Source organism: Variovorax sp. EBFNA2, assembly GCF_033802765.1.
In the GTDB taxonomy this organism is placed as follows: Bacteria; Pseudomonadota; Gammaproteobacteria; order Burkholderiales; family Burkholderiaceae_C; genus Variovorax; species Variovorax paradoxus_H.
The window spans coordinates 1,173,186-1,195,189 of sequence record NZ_CP138496.1 but is presented as its reverse complement, the minus strand read 5'-3'; the positions used below and the strand labels follow the sequence as shown (position 1 = coordinate 1,195,189).

Genomic DNA, 22,004 nt, shown 5'->3' with positions numbered 1-22,004 from the left:
GATCGGTTACCCCTTCGCCTGTGCCTTGGCGGCCAGGGCCTTTTCGGCCTCGGCCTTCTGGGCATCCGTGGGCCGCTTGAGGCCGATGCGCATCGTAAAGTTGGCCACACGGCGCTGGTCGCGCTGGCTCAGGTTCACGTTGGCCGAGGTGATTTCGACCAGCTCTGGCTTCACCAGCCAGGGGCTGTTGTTGCCGAGGTTGCGCAGCAGCTCCGACACACGTTCGTTCGATTGCGCCATGCCTTGCAGCGTGACGGTCTGGTTCTCCTGCTTCATGCTGGTCAGATAGACGCCATCGGGCAGTTGCCGGACAAGTTCGTTGAGCAGGTGCACCGGCAGGTTGCGGTCGCCTTGCAGGTCTTCCACGGCCAGTTGGCGCGCGCGCAAGGCAGCGATTTCGTCCTGCAGCGTCGAGATTTCCTTGATCTCGACTTCGAGCTTCTTGATCTCGGCCTGAAGGAAGCCGTTCTTCGACTGCTGAGCCGCAATCTGGGCTTCGAACCAGAGATAGCCAAGGCCGGCGATCAGGACGCCGAGCAACGCGGCGCCGCCCAGAGTGCCGTAGAAAGCCTCGCGACGGCGCTTGCGCGCGGCTTCGCGGTGCGGGAGCAGATTGATCAGGATCACTGCAGAAACCTCCGCATGGCCAGGCCGCAGGAGGTCAGATAGGAAGGCGCTTCGCGGCGGACCTTCTTCTCGCGGATGCTGGGGCCGAAGTCCATGCCGTCGAACGGATTCACGAGCGAGCACGCGAAGGAGGTCTGGCGGGTGACGGCATTGGTCAGCCCCGGCAGCGACGACGAGCCGCCGGCCAGCAGCACGTAGTCCACGCGGTTGTGCGGCGTGCTCGTGAAGAAGAACTGCAGTGCGCGCGCGATTTCCTGCGCGATGCTTTCGACGAAAGGCTTGAGCACGCCCGAGCCGTAGTCGTCGGGCAGGTCGCCGCTGCGCTTCTTGGCTTCGGCTTCCTCGGCGGAAAAACCGTACTGGCGCACGATGAGCTGGGTGAGCTGCGCGCCGCCGAAAGCCTGGTCGCGGTCGTACAGCACTTCCTGGTTGCGCAGCACCTGCATGCTGGTCGTGAAGGCGCCCACTTCGAACAACGCCACGATGGCGTCCACGCCCTTGCCGGGGAGCTGCTCGATCAGGCGCGCCGTCGCCAGTCGGGAGGCATACGACTCGACATCGAGAATCACCGCCTTGAGGCCCGCGGCTTCCGCCAAGCCTTCGCGGTCCTGCACCTTCTCTTTGCGGGAAGCGGCAATCAGCACCTCTACGTCGCCGACGGACGTCGTGCTCGGCCCCGTCACGCAGAAGTCGAGGCTGACTTCATCGAGCGAAAACGGGATGTACTGGTTAGCTTCGGACTCGACCTGGATCTCGAGCTCCTGCTCGCTCATGCCGCCCGGAAGAATGATCTTCTTGGTGATGACCGCCGAGGGCGGCAGCGCCAGCGCCACGTTGCGGGTCTTGGTGCCGCTCTTGCGCACGACACGGCGCACGGCTTCGGCGACTTCGTCGAATTTTTCGACGTTGCCGTCGGTGATCCAGCCGCGTTCGAGCGGCTCGATGGCGCAGCGCTCCAGAACCAGCTTGCCGCTGGCCTCGCGGCCGAGCTCCACCAGCTTCACGCTGGACGAACTGACGTCCAGTCCCAGCAGGGGGGCGTTCTGACGACGAAACAATGATCCAAGAGCAGCCAAGTTAGGTCCCTCTCCCCCTGTTATTTGTAACCAATGGAAAAATATGCGTTCGGTTGCATGCTAGCAGCAGGCACACCGCCCACCAAGCGTGCAGAAAGCCCGGAATCGACAACCGTTGTCAAAACGTGACGTCAAAGCCGCATTCTGTAACTTTCTGCTTAGCCCCGGGCGAGGGAATGCGCGAGGTAACAAAGATCCCGGGGCGCCGAGGGAGCGGCTTTTTATAATGTCCGGTGACTCTCCGGGCCCCCATGCAAGAAACTTCCAGCCCCAAGGGGCGCGCCAAGACCCCTCCACCCGAACGCCCCTTCTGGCTGAAATGGCTGTTGCGTTTCGTGTTGTGGGGCGCAGGCATCGCTGCGGCGGGCCTGCTTTCCATCCTGTGCGTGGTGGCCGTGGCCCTGGCAGTGGCCTATCCCAACCTGCCGGACATCTCGGAACTCTCCGATTACCGCCCCAAGCTGCCGCTGCGCGTGTTTTCCGCCGAAGGCACGCAGATCGGCGAATTCGGGGAAGAACGACGCAACCTCACCCCCATCGCCGCGATTCCCAAGGTCGTGAAGGACGCGGTCCTGGCCGCCGAAGACGCCCGCTTCTATGACCACGGCGGGGTCGACTACAAGGGCCTGGTCCGCGCCGGCATCGCCAACCTCAACCGCGTGAAGAGCCAGGGCGCGTCGACCATCACCATGCAGGTGGCGCGCAACGTCTACCTGAGCTCCGAGAAGACGCTGACCCGCAAGATCTACGAAGTGCTGCTGACCTTCAAGCTGGAGCACATGCTCAGCAAGGACCAGATCTTCGAGATCTACCTGAACCAGATTTACCTGGGCAACCGCGCCTACGGTTTCGCGGCCGCTTCCGAGGCCTATTTCGGCAAACCGCTGTCGGAGATGACGATCGCCCAGGCCGCCATGCTCGCCGGCCTGCCGAAGGCGCCCGGCGCGAACAACCCCGTCAACAACCCGCAGCGCGCGCGTGGACGCCAGTTCTACGTGATCGACCGCATGCAGGAAGCCGGCTTCATCACCGCCGAACAGGCGGCCGAGGCCAAGAAGGAGCAGCTGCACCTGCGCGATGCCGCCGACCCGAACCGCCTGCACGCCGAGTACGTCGCCGAAACCGTGCGTCAGCTGATGTACGCCCAGTACGGCGACAGCACCTACACGCGCGGCCTCAAGGTCTACACCTCGCTGGTCGCGGCCGACCAGGCGGCTGCCTACAAGGCCCTGCGCAAGGGCATCATGGATTACGAGCGCCGCCAGGTGTACCGCGGCCCCGAGAAGTTCATCGACCTGCCGAACGACCCCAAGGAGCTCGACGAAGCCGTGGACGACGTGCTCAACGACCACCCCGACAACGGCGACGTGATGGCGGCCGTGGTGCTCAAGGCCACGCCCAAGGAAATCCAGGCCATCCGCGCCAACGGCGACGCCGTGCAGATCACGGGCGACGGCCTCAAGCCCGCGCAGTCCGGCCTGTCCGACAAGGCACCGCCCAACATCAAGATCCGCCGCGGCGCCGTGATCCGCGTCGCCAAGACGCCCAAGAACACCTGGGAAATCACCCAACTGCCCGAGGTCGAGGGCGCGTTCGTCGCCATGGACCCGCGCGACGGCGCCATCAAGGCGCTGGTCGGCGGCTTCGACTTCGGCAAGAACAAGTTCAACCACGTCACGCAGGCCTGGCGCCAGCCGGGCTCGAGCTTCAAGCCGTTCATCTATTCGGCGGCGCTCGAAAAGGGCTTCACCCCCGCCACCGTCATCAACGACGGCCCGCTGTTCTTCGACGCCGGCACCACCGGCGGCCAGCCCTGGGAGCCCAAGAACTACGGCGGCGGCTTCGACGGTCCGATGTCAATGCGCACCGCGCTGATGAAGTCGCGCAACCTCGTGTCGATCCGCATCCTGCAGTCCATCGGCACGCGCTACGCGCAAGACTGGATCACCAACTTCGGCTTCGACAAGGACAAGCACCCCGCCTACCTCCCGATGGCGCTCGGCGCCGGCGCCGTCACGCCGATGCAGATGGCGGTGGGCTACTCGGTGTTCGCCAATGGCGGCTACCGCGTGAATCCGTACCTCGTGACCCGCGTCACCGACCACAAGGACCGCGTGCTGGTCGACGTCCAGCCGCCGCTGCTCAATGAAGCCTCGCGCGCCATTCCGCAGCGCAACGCCTTCATCATGGACACGCTGCTGCAGTCGATCACGCGCGCCGGCACGGCCGCGAAGGCGCAGGCGATGCTCAAGCGCCCCGACCTGTACGGCAAGACCGGCACCACCAACGACTCGCTCGACGCCTGGTTCGCGGGCTTCCAGCCCACCATGACGGCGATCTCGTGGATCGGCTACGACACGCCGCGCAACCTGGGCGACCGCGAAACCGGCGGCGGCCTGAGCCTGCCGATCTGGATCAACTACATGGAAACCGCCCTCAAGGGCGTGCCCGTGACCGACCTGTCGACCACGCCGCCCTCGGGCATCGTGAGCGTCGGCGGCGAGTGGTATTACGACGACTACGCACCGGGCCGCGGCGTGTCGAGCCTGGGCGTGGAATCCTCTGCGCCGGTGGCACCGGCGGAAGCCCTGAGCGGCCCCGCGATCAGCGCACCTGCACCGCCCGAGGAGCGCAACCGCATCCTCGACCTGTTCAGGAACTGATCAAGAAAGACAGGGAGCGGCGGCTCAGGCCGCCGCGAACACCAGCGGCAGCCCCGCCTGCAGCGTCGCCTCGCGCGAGAGGTTGCCGAAAAACTCTTCGCCGGTCTTGGTGTCCACCCACACCCGGCCGTCGTGCCGGTAGTGGTAGCCGCCGGAGCGTGCCGCCAGCCAGATTTCGTGCAGCGGCTTCTGCAGGTTCACGATCAGCTGGCTGCCGTTCTGGAACGACATCGTGATCATCCCGCCGACCCGCTGGTTGTCGATGTCGGCGTCGGTCGCGTCGTTGATGCGGTCGCAGGCCTGCTCGATGGCGGCAAGCGCCGCCTCGGCGCGGTCCATGTACTCGGTGTCGGTCATTACAGTTTTTGAATCCGGGCAAGCGCTTTCGTAAGCGCCGCCTTTGCTCGCTGTCCTTTTGGTGTGTCCAGGTCGATCCCTGCGATTACGCCTTCTAGCGCCTCGGCTGCCGGGTCCTTCCCGGCGATATCGGCCAGTGCTGCGCGGTCCGTTGGGCTGCATGCCCGCTTCCCACTCTTCCACGCACTGATCGTTGGCTGCTGCATGCCCAGCACCTGAGCGAGTTTGTATTCGCTTCCAGCTATCGATGCTGCCTGCTCGATAAGAATATTCAATTGGCTCATAGATAGCACCTTTGCTAATATCCTCCTACGTTAGCAACTTTGCTAAGCGTTAGCAGGTCTAGTAATTCTGCCACCGGAGCCGCCATGCACCAAATCTCTTTTTCCGCCTTCGCGAAACAGCACGCTGAGCGCGATGCTGATTTCCTCGATTGCGCGCCCTCGGCCGTCCAAACCGAGGAGGTCAAGGCCATGGCGGCTCCGGCCTCGTCGGGGTCGAGGGCGTGCTCCCTTCGTGATCGCCGAATTGAGGCTGTATCGAGTGCTGCGGTGCGGCGTTGGGGTGCTGCCGGGTTTGTCGGTTCGTGCGATCGCTGGGCGGTCGTTGCTCATTGCGATGAGGGGCCGAGGGTCTACAAGTTCGCGGGACGGCCCAAGCCGGCGATGGTGATCGAGGGGCATCTCGTTGAGACCTTGGTTCGTTTGCAGGTGGCAGCATGAGCATCGTCCGCGCTGCTGTTGGTCGTCCAGCCATTCACGTGGATAACGCCGCCAAGGTCCGCGCGCATCGTGCCGCGAAGGGCCGTATCGAGTTCACAGACGATCCCAAGATCAAGCAGACCATTGCTGGTATTGCCAGCGAACTCGGCTGCTCTGAGGCCGATGTGCTGCGGTCTATTACTCGTTTCGCGCTGACGAATCGCAACTGGAAGCAGGTCGGCCTCTACGGCTCCAAGGGGCTGCAATGAGCGCGAACGACAGCCACCACGAAACGCCTTTCGACCGTTGGGCGTATCGGGCTCTGTGCGGCATCGGGATTGCGCTCGCGGCTGGCATTGCCTCGGGGATCGTCTACGGCTACTGGAACTGGCTGCTGAGCGCGCCGTGTGTGCGATGACAGCCGCTGAAAAGCTCGAATTGAAGCGCCGCGCACGTGCGGCGATCATCGCGCCGATTCCGCCCGCCATTCGCGACGGCTCGGCCAATGTCTCGGTTCAGTACCGCGACGATGCTGCCGTCTGCGCGGCCTTCGTTCGTCGCGGGGTGCGGCCCGACCGCGCCATGGTCGCGTGCTTGCGCCTGGAAGGCCAGCAGGGTCGCCTATGACCTCGATCACGGCCTATGAGGCGGTGCAGCGCGCGCTACGCGACTGGCCCCTCGCCTCGCCCCCTTCTTTGCTAAGCGGCTGCTCCGTGGCGTGCAGCCGCGGCCTGCCTATCGCTGCGGCTCGAAGAGACGTAGCCCGTCAGCAGCGTGTGATACCCCTGAAGCGCGAGGGATCGTTGGTCGCGCAAGCGATTGAGACGCCGTACTCGGTGGCTCAGCCCGAAGGGCAAGAGCCCGGTCCGCAGGACGCGCCCTCTCTCGATGGCGCATGCCTCCTGCAATGCCTCTATCTGGCCGACCGCTGCGACCGTCGCTGCGAGGGCTGTTCTGTGGCCGCGCAAGCCAGCGGCGGAGGGGCCCCGTCGCACGGGGATGCCGCCGCGGCGTCGGGCGGCCTTCATACCCCCCCGAGTAACACGGGGGTAAACAACGAAGTTGATGAGGTGGGCAATGGCGGTTGACGAAAAGCTGGTTCTCGAAGGCAATCGCGTGAAGGTGTTGACCCAAGGTCGGCAAGTCGCCGCTGTTGCCCAGTCTGGAGTGATCGTTGATTACTTCCGCTTCACGTTCAAGCGCGCCAATGTGCCGCATACCCGCAAGGTTCCCGGTGACACCGACGACCAGAATCTGGCTCACTGGTTCGCGCACGTCTTCGCCCAGCTGCTCGGCTTTGTCGTCGGCGTAGATCGTCCGGGTCGTGACTACTACGAGTTCACGACGACCATAGACAACGCTTTCGGGCATGAAGTGGCGAGCGTATCAGCGGGCGGCGAATCGCAGCGCGGCACGATCTGCGTGACTGTGAAGGGCGAGGGTTGCACCTACGCTCTGCCGGGCTGGGAGAAGCGTGTTCACGAGTACTTCGGCGAGTTTGCGCCGACGATCACCCGCATCGACTTGGCGAAAGATTTTTTCGAGGGTGAGGTCGATATCAGCGAGCTGGTCGGGCTCTACAAGGCTCACGGCTTCAGCTACCGCAATCGCAGGCCTAAGCACAACTGCCATGGCGCATGGATCGGCATCGATGATGGCGATGCTGATGACTTCACCAGCGTGAAGCTGGACCGAATCGACTTTCGCAAGATCGCGGCTGTGACGCTTTTCAAGCCCGGCGACTCGCGCACGTTTCAAGTCGGCTTGCGTGAAAGCGGCAAGCTCTTTCGCGGCTACGAAAAGGGCCATGCCTTCGGCGACTTGTCCTCGAAGTGGCTGCGCGGAGAAGTCGAGCTGCGCAACGTCAACCGCGTCATTCCGTGGGATGCGGTCATCGAGCCCGCGCAGTTCTACGCGGGGGCCTACGAGGCCACTAACTGGCTGTGCAATCACCACATTGCCGTTCGTGTGCCCACGGCCACCAAGGTTGCTGAGGCAAGTGCTGAGCGCTGCATTGCATGGGTGCGCCGTGTTGTCGCGCCGACCCTCGTGCAGATCACGAAGGTGATGCCCGATGAGGGCTGGCTTGTCGGCTTGGTCCTCGAAGAACAGAACCGCCGCGTGCCGCGTTCGCTGCGCGGCCTCAATCACCACACCATGCAGCACGGAATCGCCGAGGCGCTGCGCAAGTACACAAATCCCGAGGTTCCGGCCCTCGCGGTTCTTTGATTCAGCCGGTTAAAGGAAATCACCATGAAGTTCAATCAAGTCATCCACGTTGTCGGCATGAAGTCCAGCAAGGGCACGCTGGAGAACGGCAACGGCTACGACTCCACCAAGGTTTACGCCTTGGTCGATCTCGATGCGTCCAAGGGCACTGCGAAGGGCATGGCCAGCTCGGAATTCAACCTGGGTACCAGCGATGAATTCTCGAAGTACAAGCACTTGCCGTTTCCGTTCGAGGCTGAGGCCGAAATGGAAATCGTCACGAACGGCAAGCTGACGAAGACCGTCATGCACGCCCTCAAGCCTGTGGCCCGTGCGGCCAACAAAGCGGCCTGACGCACCAAGGGTATTCGGAAGCGCAATCCGCATTTCGTTTCCGGTACACGGCCATGCAAGTCGCACCACGTTACTACGTTCAGGGCACAGAGGATCACTCGTTCCTGCGTGCCGATGGCGAAGGCGGTGTGGATTACACGCCGCTCATCACCAACGCTACGCCCTTCACCAGTGCCGATGCAGCAGCTGATGCTGTGCAGGACCACTGCGGCGGTGAAGCGGTTGTTTTCCGTTGCTACCAGCTGGAGTCGTGATGTTCACTGCTGAGCACCTCATGGCCGCGATGTTGTTCGGGCTTCTGCTCGGTCTGCTGATGTGTGGCTTGATCTGGGCCGCGAGCGAGCGGGCTGAGTGTCGCTTGCTGGTCGAGAGGGCGCGTCGTCGCCAGCATGCTCGTGTGCCGACCATGCGGTGGGTTGAGTCGTGATCCGCTATTTCTTCCGTCGAGTCGTAGGCGCGTTTGCATCGCGGCTCGTCGGCCTTTTGTTCAAGCTCTTTAAGTGATTTCAGTGGATAGCCCTCCAACGTCGTGAGACGCCGAGGGTCTTCCGGTGCAATCCCGAATGTTTCGGAACACCTCGTAGGAGGTCGCTATGCATGACGATGACCACGGTCTTGACGTCTACATGGAGTGCCCCGGTTGCGATGCGGATATCCGCTATGAGGACTGGGAAAGTATCGATGGGCTCGATGGTGCTGCGCAGTGCCCCGAGTGCGCGTATGTCGCTCGCCTGGACGAGTTGTTCGGTTAGGAGGAGTGATGCGCTACCTCGTTTGCACTGTTGATGCGACGCCATGCCCAGCGGAAAGCGTGCAGGCCGTGACGTTTGCTGAGACGGTGGACCTTTCATCGATGGGGGTGACTCCTGAGATGTTTTTGAAGGTCTACGCGATGGGGTTTGGTGGGGTGATGACGGCATTCATGCTGGGCTACGTGCTCGGCGTGGTGCTTGGACTGATACGGAAAGCGTGAGTGGTTTTAGCCGGTAGCCGGCCAGCGTTGTGAAACGTCGTCGGCCTCCGGGTGCAACCCCGAATCTCTCGGGACACCGCTTTCAAAGGAAATTTCTCATGACCAAGATCAAGACCGTTCTGTCCAATGGCTACGCTCGCGCCGGTGCCATCGTCGGTGGTGCGCTGCTGGCTTCGCCCGCGTTCGCGCAAACCAGCCCGTGGGACGCCTTCTTCGATGCAGTGGACTTCTCGGGCGTGTCGGCGAAGGTGATCGCAGGCGGCCTGCTCATCGTAGGCATCGCGGTGGCCTACAAGGGTCCGGACCTCGCCAAGCGTCTCGTTCGCAAGGCCTAAGGGGTCGCCATGCTTAGCGGTGCTTTGGTGTTGGTGTTCTGGGCTTCAGTGCTGGGCCTTGGCACCGCTAGCGGCATTGCGTTCGTCCTCGGTGTGAGGTCGGCGCAATGAAATTCATTCGTTTGTTTTTTCTTGCAATGCTGTGCGCGTCGTCTGCGTCCGCCTACGCGGGGCGTGGCATCGATCGCGCTACAGGGCAAGCGCTGTGGAACGCGGCGGTCAATGGCCGCACGACCACTATTGGTACTGGCGCAGGTTCTATGAAAGTTATTAGCCCTGCTGGCACGAACACAAGCGGGGCGGCAGGGGCCACAAATGTTAGCGGTGGCGGGACGGTTCCTGTGGCCGGCAAGCAGGTTCCTGTGGGCTTTACAGGGCAGGTCGCGAAAGAAGCCATCGTCGGTGGCGTTATCGGGTGTGCCACGGGCGGTCTTGTTGGGTGCGCACTGGGCGTTGGTACTCCTCTCGCGATCGCATACATGAGCCTTTCGGGTGCTCGTGTTAACCCTTCAACCGGTGCTCTAGAGCTGACGGACCCCACTGCATGCACCATTGGCCCTTGCTATTACTGGACGGTGCAGGGTATCCCCGACACTTCGCGAACTTTCAGGCATCCGTTTGACGCCTGCCAGTTTGCAGCAACGAATATCAACGCTGTGTGGGGATGGAACGTTACGAATCCACGTCCGGACGGCAGCAACAATTCGTTCTGCATTGCACAGCGTGGTAGTGACCCCAACGCGCAGATTGCTACCCTCAATAAGGGAAGTACACGTCCTCCGGATTCCGCTACTTGGTACCCGGCCACTCCACAAGAGGTGCGCGATGCACTGTATAAAAACGATCCTGCTCCGGGCATCGTCGATGAGCTTTCAAAGTACGGAAACATCACTTGGCCGCTTGGCAATGTGAAGGTGACGGGCCCTAGCGAAGTGAAGGGGCCTAAAAGCACCTCGATCACTCAGTCGGGAAACAAGACCGACACGACTGTCAGTCAAGATTCAACGCCGTTGAGTTATAGCGGTCCCACCGTCACGGCTGGGAACACTACGCGCACCTCCACCACGACCAGCACCACGACGAATCCTGACGGCAGCACGTCAACGTCGACCAGCACTAGGACGGAGACAACGGAGCCCGGTACTGAGGGTGAGCCTCAGAAAGAAGAGGAGCCAGCTCCGACTGATACTCCGCTGCCAGCTGTTCCGACTCTCTATGTCCGGAAGTATCCGGACGGGTTGGTCGGTATCTGGAACGATAAGAAAGCGCAGCTCAATCAGTCGCAGCTTTTCAGTTTGCCCAGTCAGCTGCTGCCTACTGGTGTGGGTGGCGGAAGTTGCCCGACGTGGACCATTCCGCTCGATATGGCGGGTTTTCACGACTGGGGCATGGCTGACCTTTCCGTGCCCTGCTGGGTGTATGACGTGGTCAAGGCCATTGTGCTTATTGGCGCGGCGATCCTTGCGCGTGCATTGATCTTCGGAGGTTGATATGGCTGCTGCCTTCACGATGCTCTTTGCGAAGCTCGCGGCCATCGTCGAGTGGATTGGCAAGCTCGCCGTTGCAGTCTTCACTGCGGCGTGGGATTTCATTCGAGACGCCGCCTGCTGGCCGTTTGAGCAGGTCATGGAAATTGTTGTGAGCGCTGTGCAGGCTGTAGACCTCACGCCCGTTACTTCATCGCTGCAGAGCTGGGGCACGTTGCCGGGTGAGATCCTCAACATGCTGGGCCTCCTCGGTGTTGGGCAGGCTGCGGCAATCATCGTTGCATCGATCGGCATACGTCTGGTTCTTCAGCTCATCCCGTTCACAAGGCTCGGATCATGATCAATGGCCTGGAAGGCATCCCCGGATCGGGGAAGAGTTTTGAGGCGTCGGTGTATCAGGTGCTGGATGCGCTCAAGCGCGGTCGCAAGGTCATCACGAATTTGCCCTTGGTGCTTGAGGCTTATGCGGCTATCGATTCGAGCTATGGCGATCTGTTGGAGCTGCGCTATACACCTGCTCCTGTTCGTGGCACGTGGGATGCTGAGCGGGTTGACCCTGCGACGGGTCAGGGTCAAGCGTTCGAGTTGTTCGCAGATGGCCGCGTAGAGAAAGCGCCTGAAGGCACGAGGCTCTTCGGCCACGTGTGGGACTACTGGTCTGATTGGAAGCATCCTAAGACAGGGCAAGGGCCGCTCTTCGTGATCGATGAGGCTCATGTGGCCATGCCGCGCATTGGCACGTCAAAGGAGGTGGTCGAGTACTACAAGCTGCATCGGCACTTCAACGCCGATATCCTGCTTTGCACTCAGAGATTCAGGGCGATGTGCCAGGACATTGCCGAGATCATGGCGATGGTGATCAAGGTCCGTAAGGCCGATATCTTGGGTCGTCCGGACAGCTATATCCGGAAGGTGTATTCAGGGTATCGCGGTGCGATAGTTCAGACCTCGGAGCGCAAGTACCAGCCTGAGTTTTTCTGCCTCTACAAGTCGCACACTCAAGGCGGCTCGGCACTTGAGGCCGGCGTATCTGACGTTAAGCCTTTTCTCACAAAGTGGCGCCGCATGTCGTGGGCGCTGTACGTCGTCATTGCAGTAGTCACGGTGTGGGCGTGGTGGCCTGCACGGGACATGGATAAGAGGGCCAAACTGCATGATGGGCGGTCTGTTGCCGACATTGCTGTTCCGAAGGGCACGCCTTTTTTGCCATGTGTCGATGGTGCCGTTTGGAAAAACGATGAGTGCGTCAAGGCTCCTGTAGATGGGCCCAAGGCTGCGATCGACTCGGTCAAGCCTGCGATGGACGTCCACTCGGATGCTGGCGGTGTTGAGCCGTTGAAGGGTAAGAGTCTCCACCTCACTGGCCGCATGCATATGCGGGGCAAGACGATCTATACCTTGGCGATCAGTGAAGGTGGTCGGCGCTTCCTCGATACGACCAGTGAGGAGCTTGAGCGCGCTGGGTACAAGCTGGAAGCACTCGGCGCCTGCATGGGTAGGCTGAGCTATGGGTCCAAGGTGTACCCGGTCAGTTGTGACGCGCCGCAGCTTGCGGTGGGCACTGAGCGTGCGCCAGTGGTGGTCGCTGTGCCCGGTGTTCAGCCTGGGCAGGTTGTTGCTTCGGGCGTCTCGCCTGTGGGTGCTCAGGTCACGTCTATCGAGGGTGGTGGATTTCGCGATCCGCTGCGCGGTGGGGGTTCTGTCAATGGGGCCCGCTGAGGCGATTTAGGCCGCCGATGCGGTATCGGTATGCGTCGGAGAAATGCTCGATTCGTTTCCGGTTACTGGATCAGGCGATAGGCGAGCAGCAGTAGGACGGCAATGCAGAGCCAGGCAAGCAGCTGAAGGGACCAATGCCAATCAGCGCCCCACAGCTTCGGAGGGTTGGCGTTGTCCAGTAGATCTACGGGGATTCGCGGTCCGCTGCGCTTCTTGGGCTTCGACCGCTCGGCGCGCTCTTCTTCCATGCGGCGGCGCTGCATCTCATCGCGGTACCAGTCCCTGTCTTGCATTCCCATGGGGTCTCTCCTTTCCTGTAGTCTACAAGTGCTTACAAAGGTTGCAAAAGGGCGGGAGGGCTGCTGGTGCTGATTGGATACGCGCGGGTATCTACTGCGGATCAAAACACGTCGATTCAATATGAGGCATTTTTGAGGGCAGGCGTGAGCTACGTTGTTGAGGAAAAGCGGTCTGCAGTGAAGAAGCGTCCTGTGCTCGAGGATGTGCTTCGCAGGATTGGCCCGGGCGATACGTTGGTGGTCTACAAGATGGATCGCTTGGCTCGGTCGCTCGTGCACCTGCTGAGCGTTTTTGCGCACCTTGAGGCTCGCTCTGCGGGCTTTCGGTCGCTGACTGAGCCAATCGAGACTGAGACGCCTGTGGGGCGTCTTTTCATGCAGATGCTGGGGTCGTTCGCTGAATTCGAGCGGGCGCTGATTCGTGATCGGTGCTTGGCTGGTCAGATAGCTGCGCGGGCTCGGGGACAGGTGTGGGGCAGGCCTCGGGTCCTGGGCGTTGAGGATGAGGCCGGGGTGGTCGAGATGTACCGCTCTGGGTTCTATACCGTGCCGCAGATCGCGCAGATGCTGGGCGTTGGGCTGGGTGCGGTGCGCGGGCCGTTGTGTAGGGCCGGCTTGCTGTCAGGGCGATATTTGCGCTGAAGGCGGTTATCGGAAGGCGGTCAACAAATTGCGTTGCAGGGATAGTCCTCTGCGGTGCAGTGTCGAAAAGTACAATTTCAGCATGTTGAATGTTCGCCAAATTCTAGTGAGCGCTCGCGCCCGCACCGCGCTCATGGTCTGCCTTGCCGCCGGCGCGGCCGGCCTTGCGGCGTGCGGACAGCGCGGCGCGCTCTACCTGCCGACCGATCCGGCGGCCGCTCAGCGCGCCACCTTGCCCCAATTGCTCACCCCCGGCGGCTCCTCCAAAGCCTCCGACAACGAAGCGGCACCCAAGCCCGCCGCAGCGAGCAGCGCCCCCACCTCTCCCCAGAAATGACGACGAACACCCCCCTGCCCGGTCACCCTCACATTGCCGCCCGCGACGGTGCCCTGCACGTCGAAGGCGTCGCGCTCGACGCGCTGGCGCGCGCGCACGGCACGCCGCTGTTCGTCTATTCGAAGCAGTGGATGCTCGACGCCCTGGCCGCCTACCAGCGCGGCTTCGAGGGCCGCGAGGCGCTGATCTGCTACGCGATGAAGGCCAATTCCTCGCTCGGCGTGCTGCGCGTGTTCGCCGAGGCCGGCTGCGGTTTCGACATCGTCTCGGGCGGCGAGCTGTCGCGCGTGCTGGCCGTGGGCGCCGATCCGAAGAAGATCATCTTCTCGGGCGTCGGCAAGACGCGCGCCGAGATGCGCCAGGCCCTGGCGGCCGGCATCGCCTGCTTCAACGTCGAGAGCGAGGCCGAGCTCGACGTGCTCAACGAGGTCGCACTGGCCGAGAACGCGCGCGCACCGATCAGCATCCGCATCAATCCGAACGTCGATCCGAAGACGCACCCGTACATTTCCACGGGCCTCAAGGGCAACAAGTTCGGCATCGCGCACGACCGCGCGGTGCAGGCCTACCAGCACGCCGCCCGCCTGCCGGGCCTCGAGGTGGTCGGCATCGACTGCCACATCGGCTCGCAGATCACCGAAGCCTCGCCCTACCTGGACGCCTGCGATCGCGTGCTCGACCTGGTGGAAGCCATCGAGGCGGCCGGCGTGCCGATCCATCACCTGGACTTCGGCGGCGGCCTGGGCATCGACTACAACGGCGAAGTGCCGCCCAAGGCCGATGCGCTGTGGCAGCAGCTGCTCGCCAAGCTCGACGCGCGCGGCTTCGGCCAGCGCAAACTGGTCATCGAACCCGGCCGATCGCTGGTCGGCAATGCCGGCGTGTGCGTGACCGAGGTGCTCTACACGAAGCCCGGCGAAGACAAGAACTTCTGCATCGTCGACGCGGCCATGAACGACCTGCCGCGCCCCGCGATGTACCAGGCCTTCCAGAAGATCGTGCCGCTGCGCGAACGCGCCGGCGACGCGCCGACCTACGACGTGGTGGGCCCGGTCTGCGAAAGCGGCGACTGGATCGGCCGCGACCGCGCGCTCAACGTGGTGGCCGGCGATCTGCTGGCCGTGCTGTCGGCGGGTGCGTACTGCATGAGCATGGCCAGCAACTACAACACGCGCGGCCGTGCCGCCGAGGTTCTGGTGAGCGGCGCCACAGCGAAGCTGATCCGCCGTCGCGAGACGATGGAAGACCAGCTGCGCGCCGAAATCGACGGTTGATCCGGCCTCAGCCGGTGCGCACCGGCTTCTCGCTGCTGCGCGCGGCCACTGCAGGTTTGGCCTGGCGCTTGCGCGCGAAATTCCAGACACGCCACGCCAGCAGCACCCCGATGATCGCGGCGTAGACGAACACTTCGGCGAAGTTGTTCTTGCCCGCGCGCATCCAGAAGAAGTGCAGCAGCCCAAGCCCCGCGATCACGTAGACCAGCTTGTGCAGCAGCTGCCAGCGCTTGGCGCCCATCGCCTTGATCGCGCGGTTGAATGACGTGGCCGCCAGCGGCGTCAGCAGCAAGAAGGCCGAGAACCCCACCAGGATGAACGGCCGCTTGGCGATGTCCTTGGCGATCTCGCCCCATTCGAAACCCTGGTCGAACCCGCTGTAGCACAGCAGGTGCAGCACCACGTAGAAGTACGCGAACAGGCCCAGCATGCGGCGAAAGCGCGCGAGCGCGTTGAGCTTCGCGATCACGCGCAGTGGCGTCACGGCCAGCACAATGCAGAGGAAGCGCAAGGTCCAATCGCCGGTCGCGCGGATCAGGTACTCCTGAGGATTGGGTCCCAATTGTTCGACGACCACGCCGTAGGCCAGCCACGCGAACGGCAGCAGGCACAGCAGGAAGACAACCGGCTTGGTCGCCGGGTGCATGAGCAGCTTGTTCAGCATGGCGCGAGGACCGAACGGACAGGCCCGCTCAGAAGTTCTTCTTCAGGTCCATGCCGGCATACAGCTGGCCGACCTGCGCCTCGTAGCCGTTGAACATCTCGGTCTTGCGCCGCTTCGCGAACAGGCCGCCGCCATCGCCGATGCGGCGCTCGGTCGCCTGGCTCCAGCGCGGATGGTCGACGGCCGGGTTCACGTTCGAATAGAAGCCGTACTCCTGCGCCGCGGCCTTGTTCCAGGCCGTGCTCGGTTCCTTCTCGACAAAGCGGATCTTGACGATCGACTTGGCCGACTTGAAACCGTACTTCCACGGCACCACGAGGCGCACCGGCGCGCCGTTCTGGTTGGGCAGCACCTCACCGTACATGCCGAAGGCCAGCAGCGTGAGCGGGTGCATCGCCTCGTCCATGCGCAGGCCTTCGGTGTAGGGCCAGTCGAGCACGCGCGAGCCGACGAAAGGCATGGTCTTGGGGTCGGCCAGCGTCACGAACTCGACGAACTTGGCGTTGCCCTGCGGCTCGACCTTCTTGATGAGCTCGGCCAGCGAATAGCCGACCCACGGGATCACCATCGACCAGCCCTCGACGCAGCGCAGGCGGTAGATGCGTTCTTCCTGCGCACTGAGCTTGAGCAGGTCTTCGATGCCGTACTTGCCCGGCTTCTTGACCAGCCCCTCGACCTCCACGGTCCAGGGCCGCGTCTTCAGGGTGCCGGCGTTCTTCACCGGATCGCCCTTGTCGACGCCGAACTCGTAGAAGTTGTTGTAGCTGCTCGCGTCCTTGTAGTCGGTGAGCTTTTCCATGGTCTGCGCGCCCGGCACGGACGACTTGGCGCCCGGCAGCAGCGCCAGCTTGTGCGGGCCGGTGGCCTGGGCGAAGGCCTCGCGACCGGCGAAGGTGGCAAGCGCCGCGCCCGCGGCGCCGCCGGCCATCAGCTTGAGCAGGTCGCGCCGGCCTTCGTAGGCCGCACGCGGCGTGATCTCGCTCGACAGCGGGTGGACAAAACCGGCGCCGTTGCTGCGGCGTGGACGGGAAGGAAGCGACATGACAGGCCTTTCGCGTGAATCGGGTGGCTCAGGGTAGTTCGTGACATGCCCTGCTTCGGTTACGCGCCATGGCGGCGCGCGGTTTCAATTCTTCGCGAAAGGCGCAAAACCTGCGCTCAGAGCGTGCCGTAACTGTGCAGGCCGCTCAGGAACATGTTCACGCCGAGGAACGCGAAGGTGGTCACGGCCAGGCCGGCCAGCGCCCACCAGGCCGCCACTGTGCCGCGCAGGCCCTTCACGAGACGCATGTGCAGCCAGGCCGCGTAGTTGAGCCAGACGATCAGCGCCCAGGTTTCCTTCGGGTCCCAGCTCCAGTAGCCGCCCCAGGCGTCGGCCGCCCACAGGGCGCCGAGCACGGTCGCGATGGTGAAGAAGGCAAAGCCGACGGTGATCGACTTGTACATGACGTCGTCGAGCACCTCGTTGGCCGGCAGGCGTGCCGCGATGCGCTTGCGCCCCAGCAGGATGCCCGCGGCGATCAACGCCGAGATGCCCGCGTAGATCACCCAGTAGCTGCCGCCGGCTTCCTGCACGCGCTGGCGGAACGCCACGGGCACGAAGCACAGCGCCACGCCCAGCAGCCAGATCGGCGTGAGCTTGTACCAGCGGGTCTCGGTCGCCTGTTCCTTGATGAGGTAGGCGAATGCGACCATGGCCGCGAGCGCGAAGGTGCCGTAGCCGATGAAGTTGGCGGGCACGTGCAGCTTCATCCACCAGCTCTGCAGCGCGGGCACCAGCGGCTGGATCTCATGCGCCTCGCGCACGATCGTGTACCAGAGCAGAAAGCCGACCGCGGCGCTGACCACCAGCATCACGAAGGCGCCGAGCGCGCGCGTGTTGTAGCGCTCTTCAAAGTAGAGATAGAACGCGGCCGTCAGCCAGCAGAACAGCACGAACACTTCGTACAGGTTGCTCACCGGGATGTGGCCGATGTCCGGGCCGAGTTGGTGGCTTTCGTACCAGCGCACCATGGTGCCGATCAGCGCCATGGTCACGGCCGCCCAGGCCAGGCGGGAGCCGATCAGGTCGAAGGTGTCGGCCTGCTTGCCGGCGACAAAACCGATCCAGTAGAACAGCGTGCTCATGAAGAACAGCACGCTCATCCACAGGATGGCCGACTGGCTCGACAGGAAGTACTTGAGCCAGAACACCGAGTCGGCGCGCGCCAGGTCGCCCTGGTAGGAACTGATGGCCAGCAGCGAGGCCGCGGCCACCACCAGCGTCAGCACCCGCAGCGGACGCCAGAACCAGCAGATGCCGATGACCGAGACCAGGGCCGCCACGAGGATCGGCTTTTCGTAGCTGTCCATCGAGCCGGCGTGGCGCATGAAGGCGAACGCGCCGCCGGCCAGCACCAGCGCTGCGAACACCCAGTCGAACAGGTTGCGGCGCGAGAGCCAGCTTTCGTGGAGCGTGAGGGTCGTGGTGTTCATGGTGACGCCGGTTCTTCTTTCTTCAGGGCGAGCAGCCTGTGCTTCAGATGCTCGAATTCGCGATCGCTGTCCAGGGTCTTGCGGTTGACCGAGAACGCCATCGTGGCGACGGTTTCGCTGGTGTCGCGACCGCCGTTGTCTCCAGAGGCGCCGCCGCCGGGTGTCAGCCACACCCACAAACGGCGCTCGCGCACGTACAGCATGGCAAAAATACCGACGATCAGCAACAGACACCCCAGATAGACGATGTTCTTGCCAGGGGCGCGCGCCACCTGGAACACGCTGGCCTGCACCTGGGTGAAGTCGGTCATCATCATCGCGACCGGCGCCGGATAGAAGTGCGCATCGCTCAGGGCCAGCACGGCCTGCGTCAGGTAGCCCTGCGATTTCTCGTCGTTGGGCAGCGCGGCCAGGCCGGCGCCTTCGCGGCTCAAATTAAGCACCTCGAACAGCACGTCGTTGAGGATGCGCACCAGCACCGTGCCGGCGCGCTCGCGCTCAGCCTCGGGCACGTTGGCTTCCATGAATTCGGCAATCGCCTGCCAGCCGCCCTGCGACGCCGCGTCGGCCTTGGCGCGCTCGGCGCCCGAGAACAACGCCAGCGCTCGGGCGGCCGACACGCGCAGCTGCTCGGCCATTTCGGGGCGCTTGGGGTCGGTCGCCTTGGCGATGTAGCGCTCGATGGCGCGCTCGCGCGTGGCGGGGTCGCCCAGCGCGGTGCGCATGCGCACGAAGCCGTCCATCGAGCCCTGCTCGTCGGAGGGCACGCGCAGGTAGCGGAACGGCTCCTCGGGCTTCTCGCGCATGCCCAGCAGGAACACCGGCTGGCCGTCGCCGGCATCGACCGGCACCATGTAGTTCTGGTATTCCCGCGCCTGGCCCGACGCGTCGCGCAGCTTGTAGCCGATGCTCGGGCCGATGTTGCGCAGCACCTTGGGCTTGTTGGTCTTGTTGGCGGCGCCCAGACGCGACTCGAGGCCGCGGCGCAGGTCGACCTTGCGCACGTCGGCGCCGCTGCCCATGGCGCCGCCGTCGGCGAAGTTCTCGACGTTGATCACGCGCAGCGCGGCGTACTCGAGCGTGAGCTTGTCCTTGCCGTTGGTGATCTCGGTGCTCGGGCCGCCGATGATGCCTTCGACCTCGAAGGGCTTGGCCGCGGCCGCCATCGGCACCGCCTTGAGCTTCACCGTGGAGCCGCCGTCGTCGAAGCTCGACTGGTAGATCTCCACGCCCTTGTAGCTCGCCGGGTGGTTCACCTCGATGCGCGCCGGCACCTGCTCGCCGCTCTCGCGGTCGTGCAGCACCACCTCGCTGGCGAACAGCTTGGGCATGCCGGTCGAGTAGTAGTCGACGATGAACTTCTTCAGCTCGATGGTGAACGGCAGCTCCTGCAGCAGCACGCCGTCGGCCTGGTTCAGGATGGCCACGTTGCCCCGCCCGCCCTCGGGCACGAGGATGTTGCCGCGGAAGGTCGGGTTGGCGGCCGACAGGCGGTGCTCGGGTGCCACGTCGGCGATCATGCCGCCGCCCGTGAACACGCTCTTGCCGTTGAACCAGGTCTGGGCGCGCACGACGAGGTCGCCGTCGAGCAGGCCGCCGATGCACACCAGCACGATGGCGCTGTGGGCCGCGATGTAGCCCAGCTTGTGGGCGCCGCCGGCACGCGCCGCGACCATCCAGCCCGCGGCGGCCTTGCCGTCGGCGCTGGCGTTGCGCTGCTGCAGCTTGACCTTCCAGCCGCCGCTGACCAGCAGCTGGCCGATGCGGTTGGCCGCCATGTCGGGCGTTTCCGCCAGGCGGTTCTCGGCGCGCTGGCCGAAGGCCTTGAGGCTCTGCGCGCGGATGTCTTCCTTGAAGGTGCGCAGGTCGATCAGGATGCGCGGCGTGTTGCGCGCCACGCACAGCGACGTGCTGATCACCAGGAACAGCAGGATCAGCATGAACCACCAGGCGCTGTAGACCGAATCGAGCCGGGCTGCGCGGAACAGCTCGGCCCAGAAGGGGCCGAACTGGTTGATGTAGTTGTTGATCGGTTCGTGCTGCTTGAGCACGGTGCCGATGATCGAGGCGATGCAGATGACCGTCAGCAGCGCGATCGCGAAGCGCATCGACGACAGCAGTTCCACCGCGGCGCGAAGCAGCTGCGGGCCGCGATGCACGCGAAGGCCATGGGTGGAAACGGTCATCGGGAGGGAACCAGGAAAGGGGAAAAAACAAAAGGGCGGGCCATCCTGCTGGATCGGCCCGCCCTTTGTTTGGGATTTTTATCGGCGGTTAGTTCACGCCGGACGGCGCGACAGCGGAAATCAGCGCAAGCCGGCGATGTAGTCGGCGACAGCCTTGATTTCGCGGTCGTTGAGCTTGGCGGCCACACCGTTCATGGGCGAGCTGTTCAGGCGGACGTTGTCGCGAAAGGCCACGAGCTGGGTCACGGTGTAGTCGGCGTGCTGGCCGCCCAGGCGCGGGTACTGGGCCGGGAGGCCGGCACCGTTCGGGCTGTGGCAGCCGGCGCAGGCGGGGATCTGGCGATCGCCGATGCCGCCGCGGTAGATTTTTTCGCCGAGGGCGACCGTGTCCTTCTCTTTCGAGAAGCCCGGCTTGATCTTCTTGGAGCCGACGAACCAGGCGATGTTGCGCATGTCTTCTTCAGACAGCGCCGACGCCAGCGGCTTCATGATGGCGCTCTTGCGCTTGCCGGACTTGAAGTCCTGCAGCTGCTTGAGGATGTATTCGGGGTGTTGTTGCGCCAGCTTGGGGTTGGCTGCGATGGCCGAGTTGCCGTCGGCGTTGTGGCACGAAGCACAGCTCTGGCTGTTAGCCGGCGTCGCATTGAACAGCGTGTCGCCCTTGGCGGGATCGGGCTTGGCCGGCTTGGCGGCTGCCGCTGCGGGGGCAGCGGCAGGCTCATCGGCTGCAAAACTCGCGCTGGCTGTGACGCCCATGAGGGCTGCAAGCAGAATATTGGCAAACAACTTCATATCGGGGGCTTAGATTTATGGCGCAAAACCCCGCGATTCTACAATGGCGCCCCGTTCCGAAAGCCCATTGATGACCTCCCCGCGCGCCAAGTCCGCCGCTTATCCTCCCCGCGCGGCCCCTGCCGTGGACCCGCAGGTCGCTGAACGCGAGCGCGTGGCCCTGGGTTGGCTGCACACCGCCCACTTCCTGACCAGCGCTCCGCAGCTGGAACACCTGCCTCCGGTCGACCTGCCCGAGATCGCTTTTGTCGGCCGTTCCAACGCCGGCAAATCGACCGCCATCAACACGCTGACGCAGCAGACCCGCCTGGCTTTTGCCTCGAAGACGCCCGGCCGCACGCAGCACATCAACCTGTTCGGCATCGGCAAGCAGAAGGTCGACGACGCCGTGCTGGCCGACCTGCCCGGCTACGGCTACGCGGCCGTGCCGAAGGAAGCCAAGCTGCGCTGGCAGCGCGTGATGGGCAACTACCTCATGACGCGCGAAAGCCTGCGCGGGGTTGTCCTGATGTGCGATCCGCGCCACGGTCTGACCGAGCTCGACGAGATCCTGCTCGACGTGATCCGTCCGCGCGTGCAGCAAGGCCTCAAGTTCCTGATCCTGCTGACCAAGTCCGACAAGCTCACGCGCAGCGAAGCCGCCAAGGTGCTGTCGATTACGCGACTGAACGCCGGCGGCGGCGAGGTCAAACTGTTCTCGGCCCTGAAGAAGCAAGGGGTCGGCGAGGCGGCCGAGCTGCTGTGGCGCTGGGTGCATCCCGACGACGCTGCCGCAGTACCGGCGTCACCGGCGGCCTCCGAGCCGCCGGCCGAAGACGACGCCTGATGCACTAGA

At 63.8% G+C, this 22,004-nt stretch carries 27 protein-coding genes; 17 read left to right on the top strand and 10 right to left on the bottom strand.

Annotation, left to right across the window (positions count from 1 at the left end):
- Positions 1 to 6: 6 nt before the first annotated feature.
- Together RZE79_RS05340 and RZE79_RS05335 are read right to left on the bottom strand one after the other, a co-directional pair.
- Positions 7 to 627, bottom strand: coding sequence for a PilN domain-containing protein (locus RZE79_RS05340; protein ID WP_153280470.1), 621 nt, complete (start codon positions 625 to 627; stop codon positions 7 to 9).
- Entirely contained in the window at positions 624 to 1,703 is a 1,080-nt protein-coding gene (locus tag RZE79_RS05335; protein WP_153280471.1) for a pilus assembly protein PilM, read from the bottom strand. The genes RZE79_RS05340 and RZE79_RS05335 overlap by 4 nt, the downstream gene beginning before the upstream one ends.
- A gap of 251 nt (positions 1,704 to 1,954) precedes the next feature.
- Here RZE79_RS05335 and RZE79_RS05330 point away from each other — a divergent pair, with 251 nt between their 5' ends.
- Positions 1,955 to 4,366 carry a penicillin-binding protein 1A gene (locus RZE79_RS05330; RefSeq protein WP_319359318.1) on the top strand — a complete coding sequence of 804 codons (2,412 nt, stop codon included), beginning with the start codon at positions 1,955 to 1,957 and terminating at the stop codon, positions 4,364 to 4,366.
- A 24-nt stretch (positions 4,367 to 4,390) separates the two neighbouring features.
- Here the strand turns inward: RZE79_RS05330 and cyaY are convergent, their stop codons facing one another.
- Entirely contained in the window at positions 4,391 to 4,723 is a 333-nt protein-coding gene (gene cyaY / locus RZE79_RS05325) for an iron donor protein CyaY (protein ID WP_319359317.1), read from the bottom strand.
- The gene (locus tag RZE79_RS05320) at positions 4,723 to 5,007 is read right to left on the bottom strand and encodes a helix-turn-helix domain-containing protein (RefSeq protein WP_099795281.1); all 285 of its coding nucleotides are present in this window, start codon (positions 5,005 to 5,007) and stop codon (positions 4,723 to 4,725) included. The genes cyaY and RZE79_RS05320 overlap by 1 nt, the downstream gene beginning before the upstream one ends.
- 84 nt (positions 5,008 to 5,091) lie before the next feature.
- On the opposite strand from RZE79_RS05320, the gene RZE79_RS05315 reads away from it, so the two are divergent.
- The 12 genes from RZE79_RS05315 (at position 5,092) to RZE79_RS05260 (ending at position 12,500) form a co-directional block, all read left to right on the top strand.
- On the top strand, positions 5,092 to 5,445 hold the full coding sequence (locus tag RZE79_RS05315) for a hypothetical protein (protein WP_319359316.1): 354 nt from the start codon (positions 5,092 to 5,094) through the stop codon (positions 5,443 to 5,445).
- Positions 5,442 to 5,693, top strand: a complete 252-nt coding sequence (locus RZE79_RS05310) for a hypothetical protein (RefSeq protein ID WP_099795279.1) — start codon at positions 5,442 to 5,444, stop codon at positions 5,691 to 5,693. Before RZE79_RS05315 ends, RZE79_RS05310 begins: the two co-directional genes overlap by 4 nt.
- Complete coding sequence (locus tag RZE79_RS05305) at positions 5,690 to 5,842, top strand: hypothetical protein (protein ID WP_319359315.1); 153 nt, start codon at positions 5,690 to 5,692, stop codon at positions 5,840 to 5,842. Before RZE79_RS05310 ends, RZE79_RS05305 begins: the two co-directional genes overlap by 4 nt.
- Positions 5,839 to 6,051, top strand: coding sequence for a hypothetical protein (locus RZE79_RS05300; protein ID WP_319359314.1), 213 nt, complete (start codon positions 5,839 to 5,841; stop codon positions 6,049 to 6,051). Before RZE79_RS05305 ends, RZE79_RS05300 begins: the two co-directional genes overlap by 4 nt.
- Positions 6,052 to 6,501: 450 nt before the next feature.
- The gene (locus RZE79_RS05295; RefSeq protein ID WP_319359313.1) at positions 6,502 to 7,653 is read left to right on the top strand and encodes a replication initiation factor domain-containing protein; all 1,152 of its coding nucleotides are present in this window, start codon (positions 6,502 to 6,504) and stop codon (positions 7,651 to 7,653) included.
- Between the two features lie 24 nt (positions 7,654 to 7,677).
- Positions 7,678 to 7,986: a hypothetical protein gene (locus tag RZE79_RS05290; RefSeq protein WP_099795275.1), complete on the top strand. Its 309-nt coding sequence runs from the start codon at positions 7,678 to 7,680 to the stop codon at positions 7,984 to 7,986.
- 53 nt (positions 7,987 to 8,039) lie between these two features.
- Positions 8,040 to 8,240, top strand: coding sequence for a hypothetical protein (locus tag RZE79_RS05285; protein ID WP_143606025.1), 201 nt, complete (start codon positions 8,040 to 8,042; stop codon positions 8,238 to 8,240).
- A 506-nt stretch (positions 8,241 to 8,746) separates the two neighbouring features.
- Positions 8,747 to 8,959 carry a hypothetical protein gene (locus RZE79_RS05280; protein ID WP_319359312.1) on the top strand — a complete coding sequence of 71 codons (213 nt, stop codon included), beginning with the start codon at positions 8,747 to 8,749 and terminating at the stop codon, positions 8,957 to 8,959.
- A 98-nt stretch (positions 8,960 to 9,057) separates the two neighbouring features.
- Positions 9,058 to 9,294 carry a hypothetical protein gene (locus RZE79_RS05275; RefSeq protein WP_319359311.1) on the top strand — a complete coding sequence of 79 codons (237 nt, stop codon included), beginning with the start codon at positions 9,058 to 9,060 and terminating at the stop codon, positions 9,292 to 9,294.
- A gap of 107 nt (positions 9,295 to 9,401) precedes the next feature.
- Positions 9,402 to 10,784, top strand: a complete 1,383-nt coding sequence (locus tag RZE79_RS05270; RefSeq protein WP_319359310.1) for a hypothetical protein — start codon at positions 9,402 to 9,404, stop codon at positions 10,782 to 10,784.
- Position 10,785: 1 nt separating this feature from the next.
- The gene (locus tag RZE79_RS05265; protein WP_319359309.1) at positions 10,786 to 11,121 is read left to right on the top strand and encodes a DUF2523 family protein; all 336 of its coding nucleotides are present in this window, start codon (positions 10,786 to 10,788) and stop codon (positions 11,119 to 11,121) included.
- Positions 11,118 to 12,500, top strand: coding sequence for a zonular occludens toxin domain-containing protein (locus RZE79_RS05260; RefSeq protein WP_319359308.1), 1,383 nt, complete (start codon positions 11,118 to 11,120; stop codon positions 12,498 to 12,500). Before RZE79_RS05265 ends, RZE79_RS05260 begins: the two co-directional genes overlap by 4 nt.
- 62 nt (positions 12,501 to 12,562) lie before the next feature.
- Here RZE79_RS05260 and RZE79_RS05255 read toward each other — a convergent pair whose 3' ends face one another.
- Positions 12,563 to 12,799: a hypothetical protein gene (locus RZE79_RS05255; RefSeq protein WP_319359307.1), complete on the bottom strand. Its 237-nt coding sequence runs from the start codon at positions 12,797 to 12,799 to the stop codon at positions 12,563 to 12,565.
- Positions 12,800 to 12,865: 66 nt separating this feature from the next.
- Here RZE79_RS05255 and RZE79_RS05250 point away from each other — a divergent pair, with 66 nt between their 5' ends.
- From RZE79_RS05250 to lysA, 3 genes are all read left to right on the top strand, one after another.
- A complete protein-coding gene (locus tag RZE79_RS05250) occupies positions 12,866 to 13,441 on the top strand; it encodes a recombinase family protein (protein ID WP_319359306.1) in 576 nt (191 codons plus the stop codon).
- A gap of 82 nt (positions 13,442 to 13,523) precedes the next feature.
- The gene (locus tag RZE79_RS05245; protein ID WP_319359305.1) at positions 13,524 to 13,778 is read left to right on the top strand and encodes a lipoprotein; all 255 of its coding nucleotides are present in this window, start codon (positions 13,524 to 13,526) and stop codon (positions 13,776 to 13,778) included.
- Positions 13,775 to 15,052, top strand: a complete 1,278-nt coding sequence (lysA, locus tag RZE79_RS05240; protein WP_319359304.1) for a diaminopimelate decarboxylase — start codon at positions 13,775 to 13,777, stop codon at positions 15,050 to 15,052. The genes RZE79_RS05245 and lysA overlap by 4 nt, the downstream gene beginning before the upstream one ends.
- Before the next feature lie 7 nt (positions 15,053 to 15,059).
- Here lysA and RZE79_RS05235 read toward each other — a convergent pair whose 3' ends face one another.
- The 5 genes from RZE79_RS05235 to RZE79_RS05215 form a co-directional block, all read right to left on the bottom strand.
- Positions 15,060 to 15,713, bottom strand: coding sequence for a protein-methionine-sulfoxide reductase heme-binding subunit MsrQ (locus tag RZE79_RS05235; RefSeq protein WP_319361099.1), 654 nt, complete (start codon positions 15,711 to 15,713; stop codon positions 15,060 to 15,062).
- A 31-nt stretch (positions 15,714 to 15,744) separates the two neighbouring features.
- Positions 15,745 to 16,758 carry a protein-methionine-sulfoxide reductase catalytic subunit MsrP gene (gene msrP / locus RZE79_RS05230; protein ID WP_319359303.1) on the bottom strand — a complete coding sequence of 338 codons (1,014 nt, stop codon included), beginning with the start codon at positions 16,756 to 16,758 and terminating at the stop codon, positions 15,745 to 15,747.
- Between the two features lie 116 nt (positions 16,759 to 16,874).
- Positions 16,875 to 18,191 (bottom strand): c-type cytochrome biogenesis protein CcsB, encoded by a 1,317-nt coding sequence (ccsB, locus tag RZE79_RS05225; RefSeq protein WP_319359302.1) that lies wholly within the window; start codon positions 18,189 to 18,191, stop codon positions 16,875 to 16,877.
- Entirely contained in the window at positions 18,188 to 20,377 is a 2,190-nt protein-coding gene (locus tag RZE79_RS05220; protein WP_319359301.1) for a cytochrome c biogenesis protein ResB, read from the bottom strand. The genes ccsB and RZE79_RS05220 overlap by 4 nt, the downstream gene beginning before the upstream one ends.
- A gap of 120 nt (positions 20,378 to 20,497) precedes the next feature.
- A complete protein-coding gene (locus RZE79_RS05215) occupies positions 20,498 to 21,169 on the bottom strand; it encodes a cytochrome c (protein WP_153280476.1) in 672 nt (223 codons plus the stop codon).
- Between the two features lie 70 nt (positions 21,170 to 21,239).
- On the opposite strand from RZE79_RS05215, the gene yihA reads away from it, so the two are divergent.
- On the top strand, positions 21,240 to 21,995 hold the full coding sequence (yihA, locus tag RZE79_RS05210) for a ribosome biogenesis GTP-binding protein YihA/YsxC (RefSeq protein ID WP_319359300.1): 756 nt from the start codon (positions 21,240 to 21,242) through the stop codon (positions 21,993 to 21,995).
- Positions 21,996 to 22,004 lie beyond the last annotated feature (9 nt).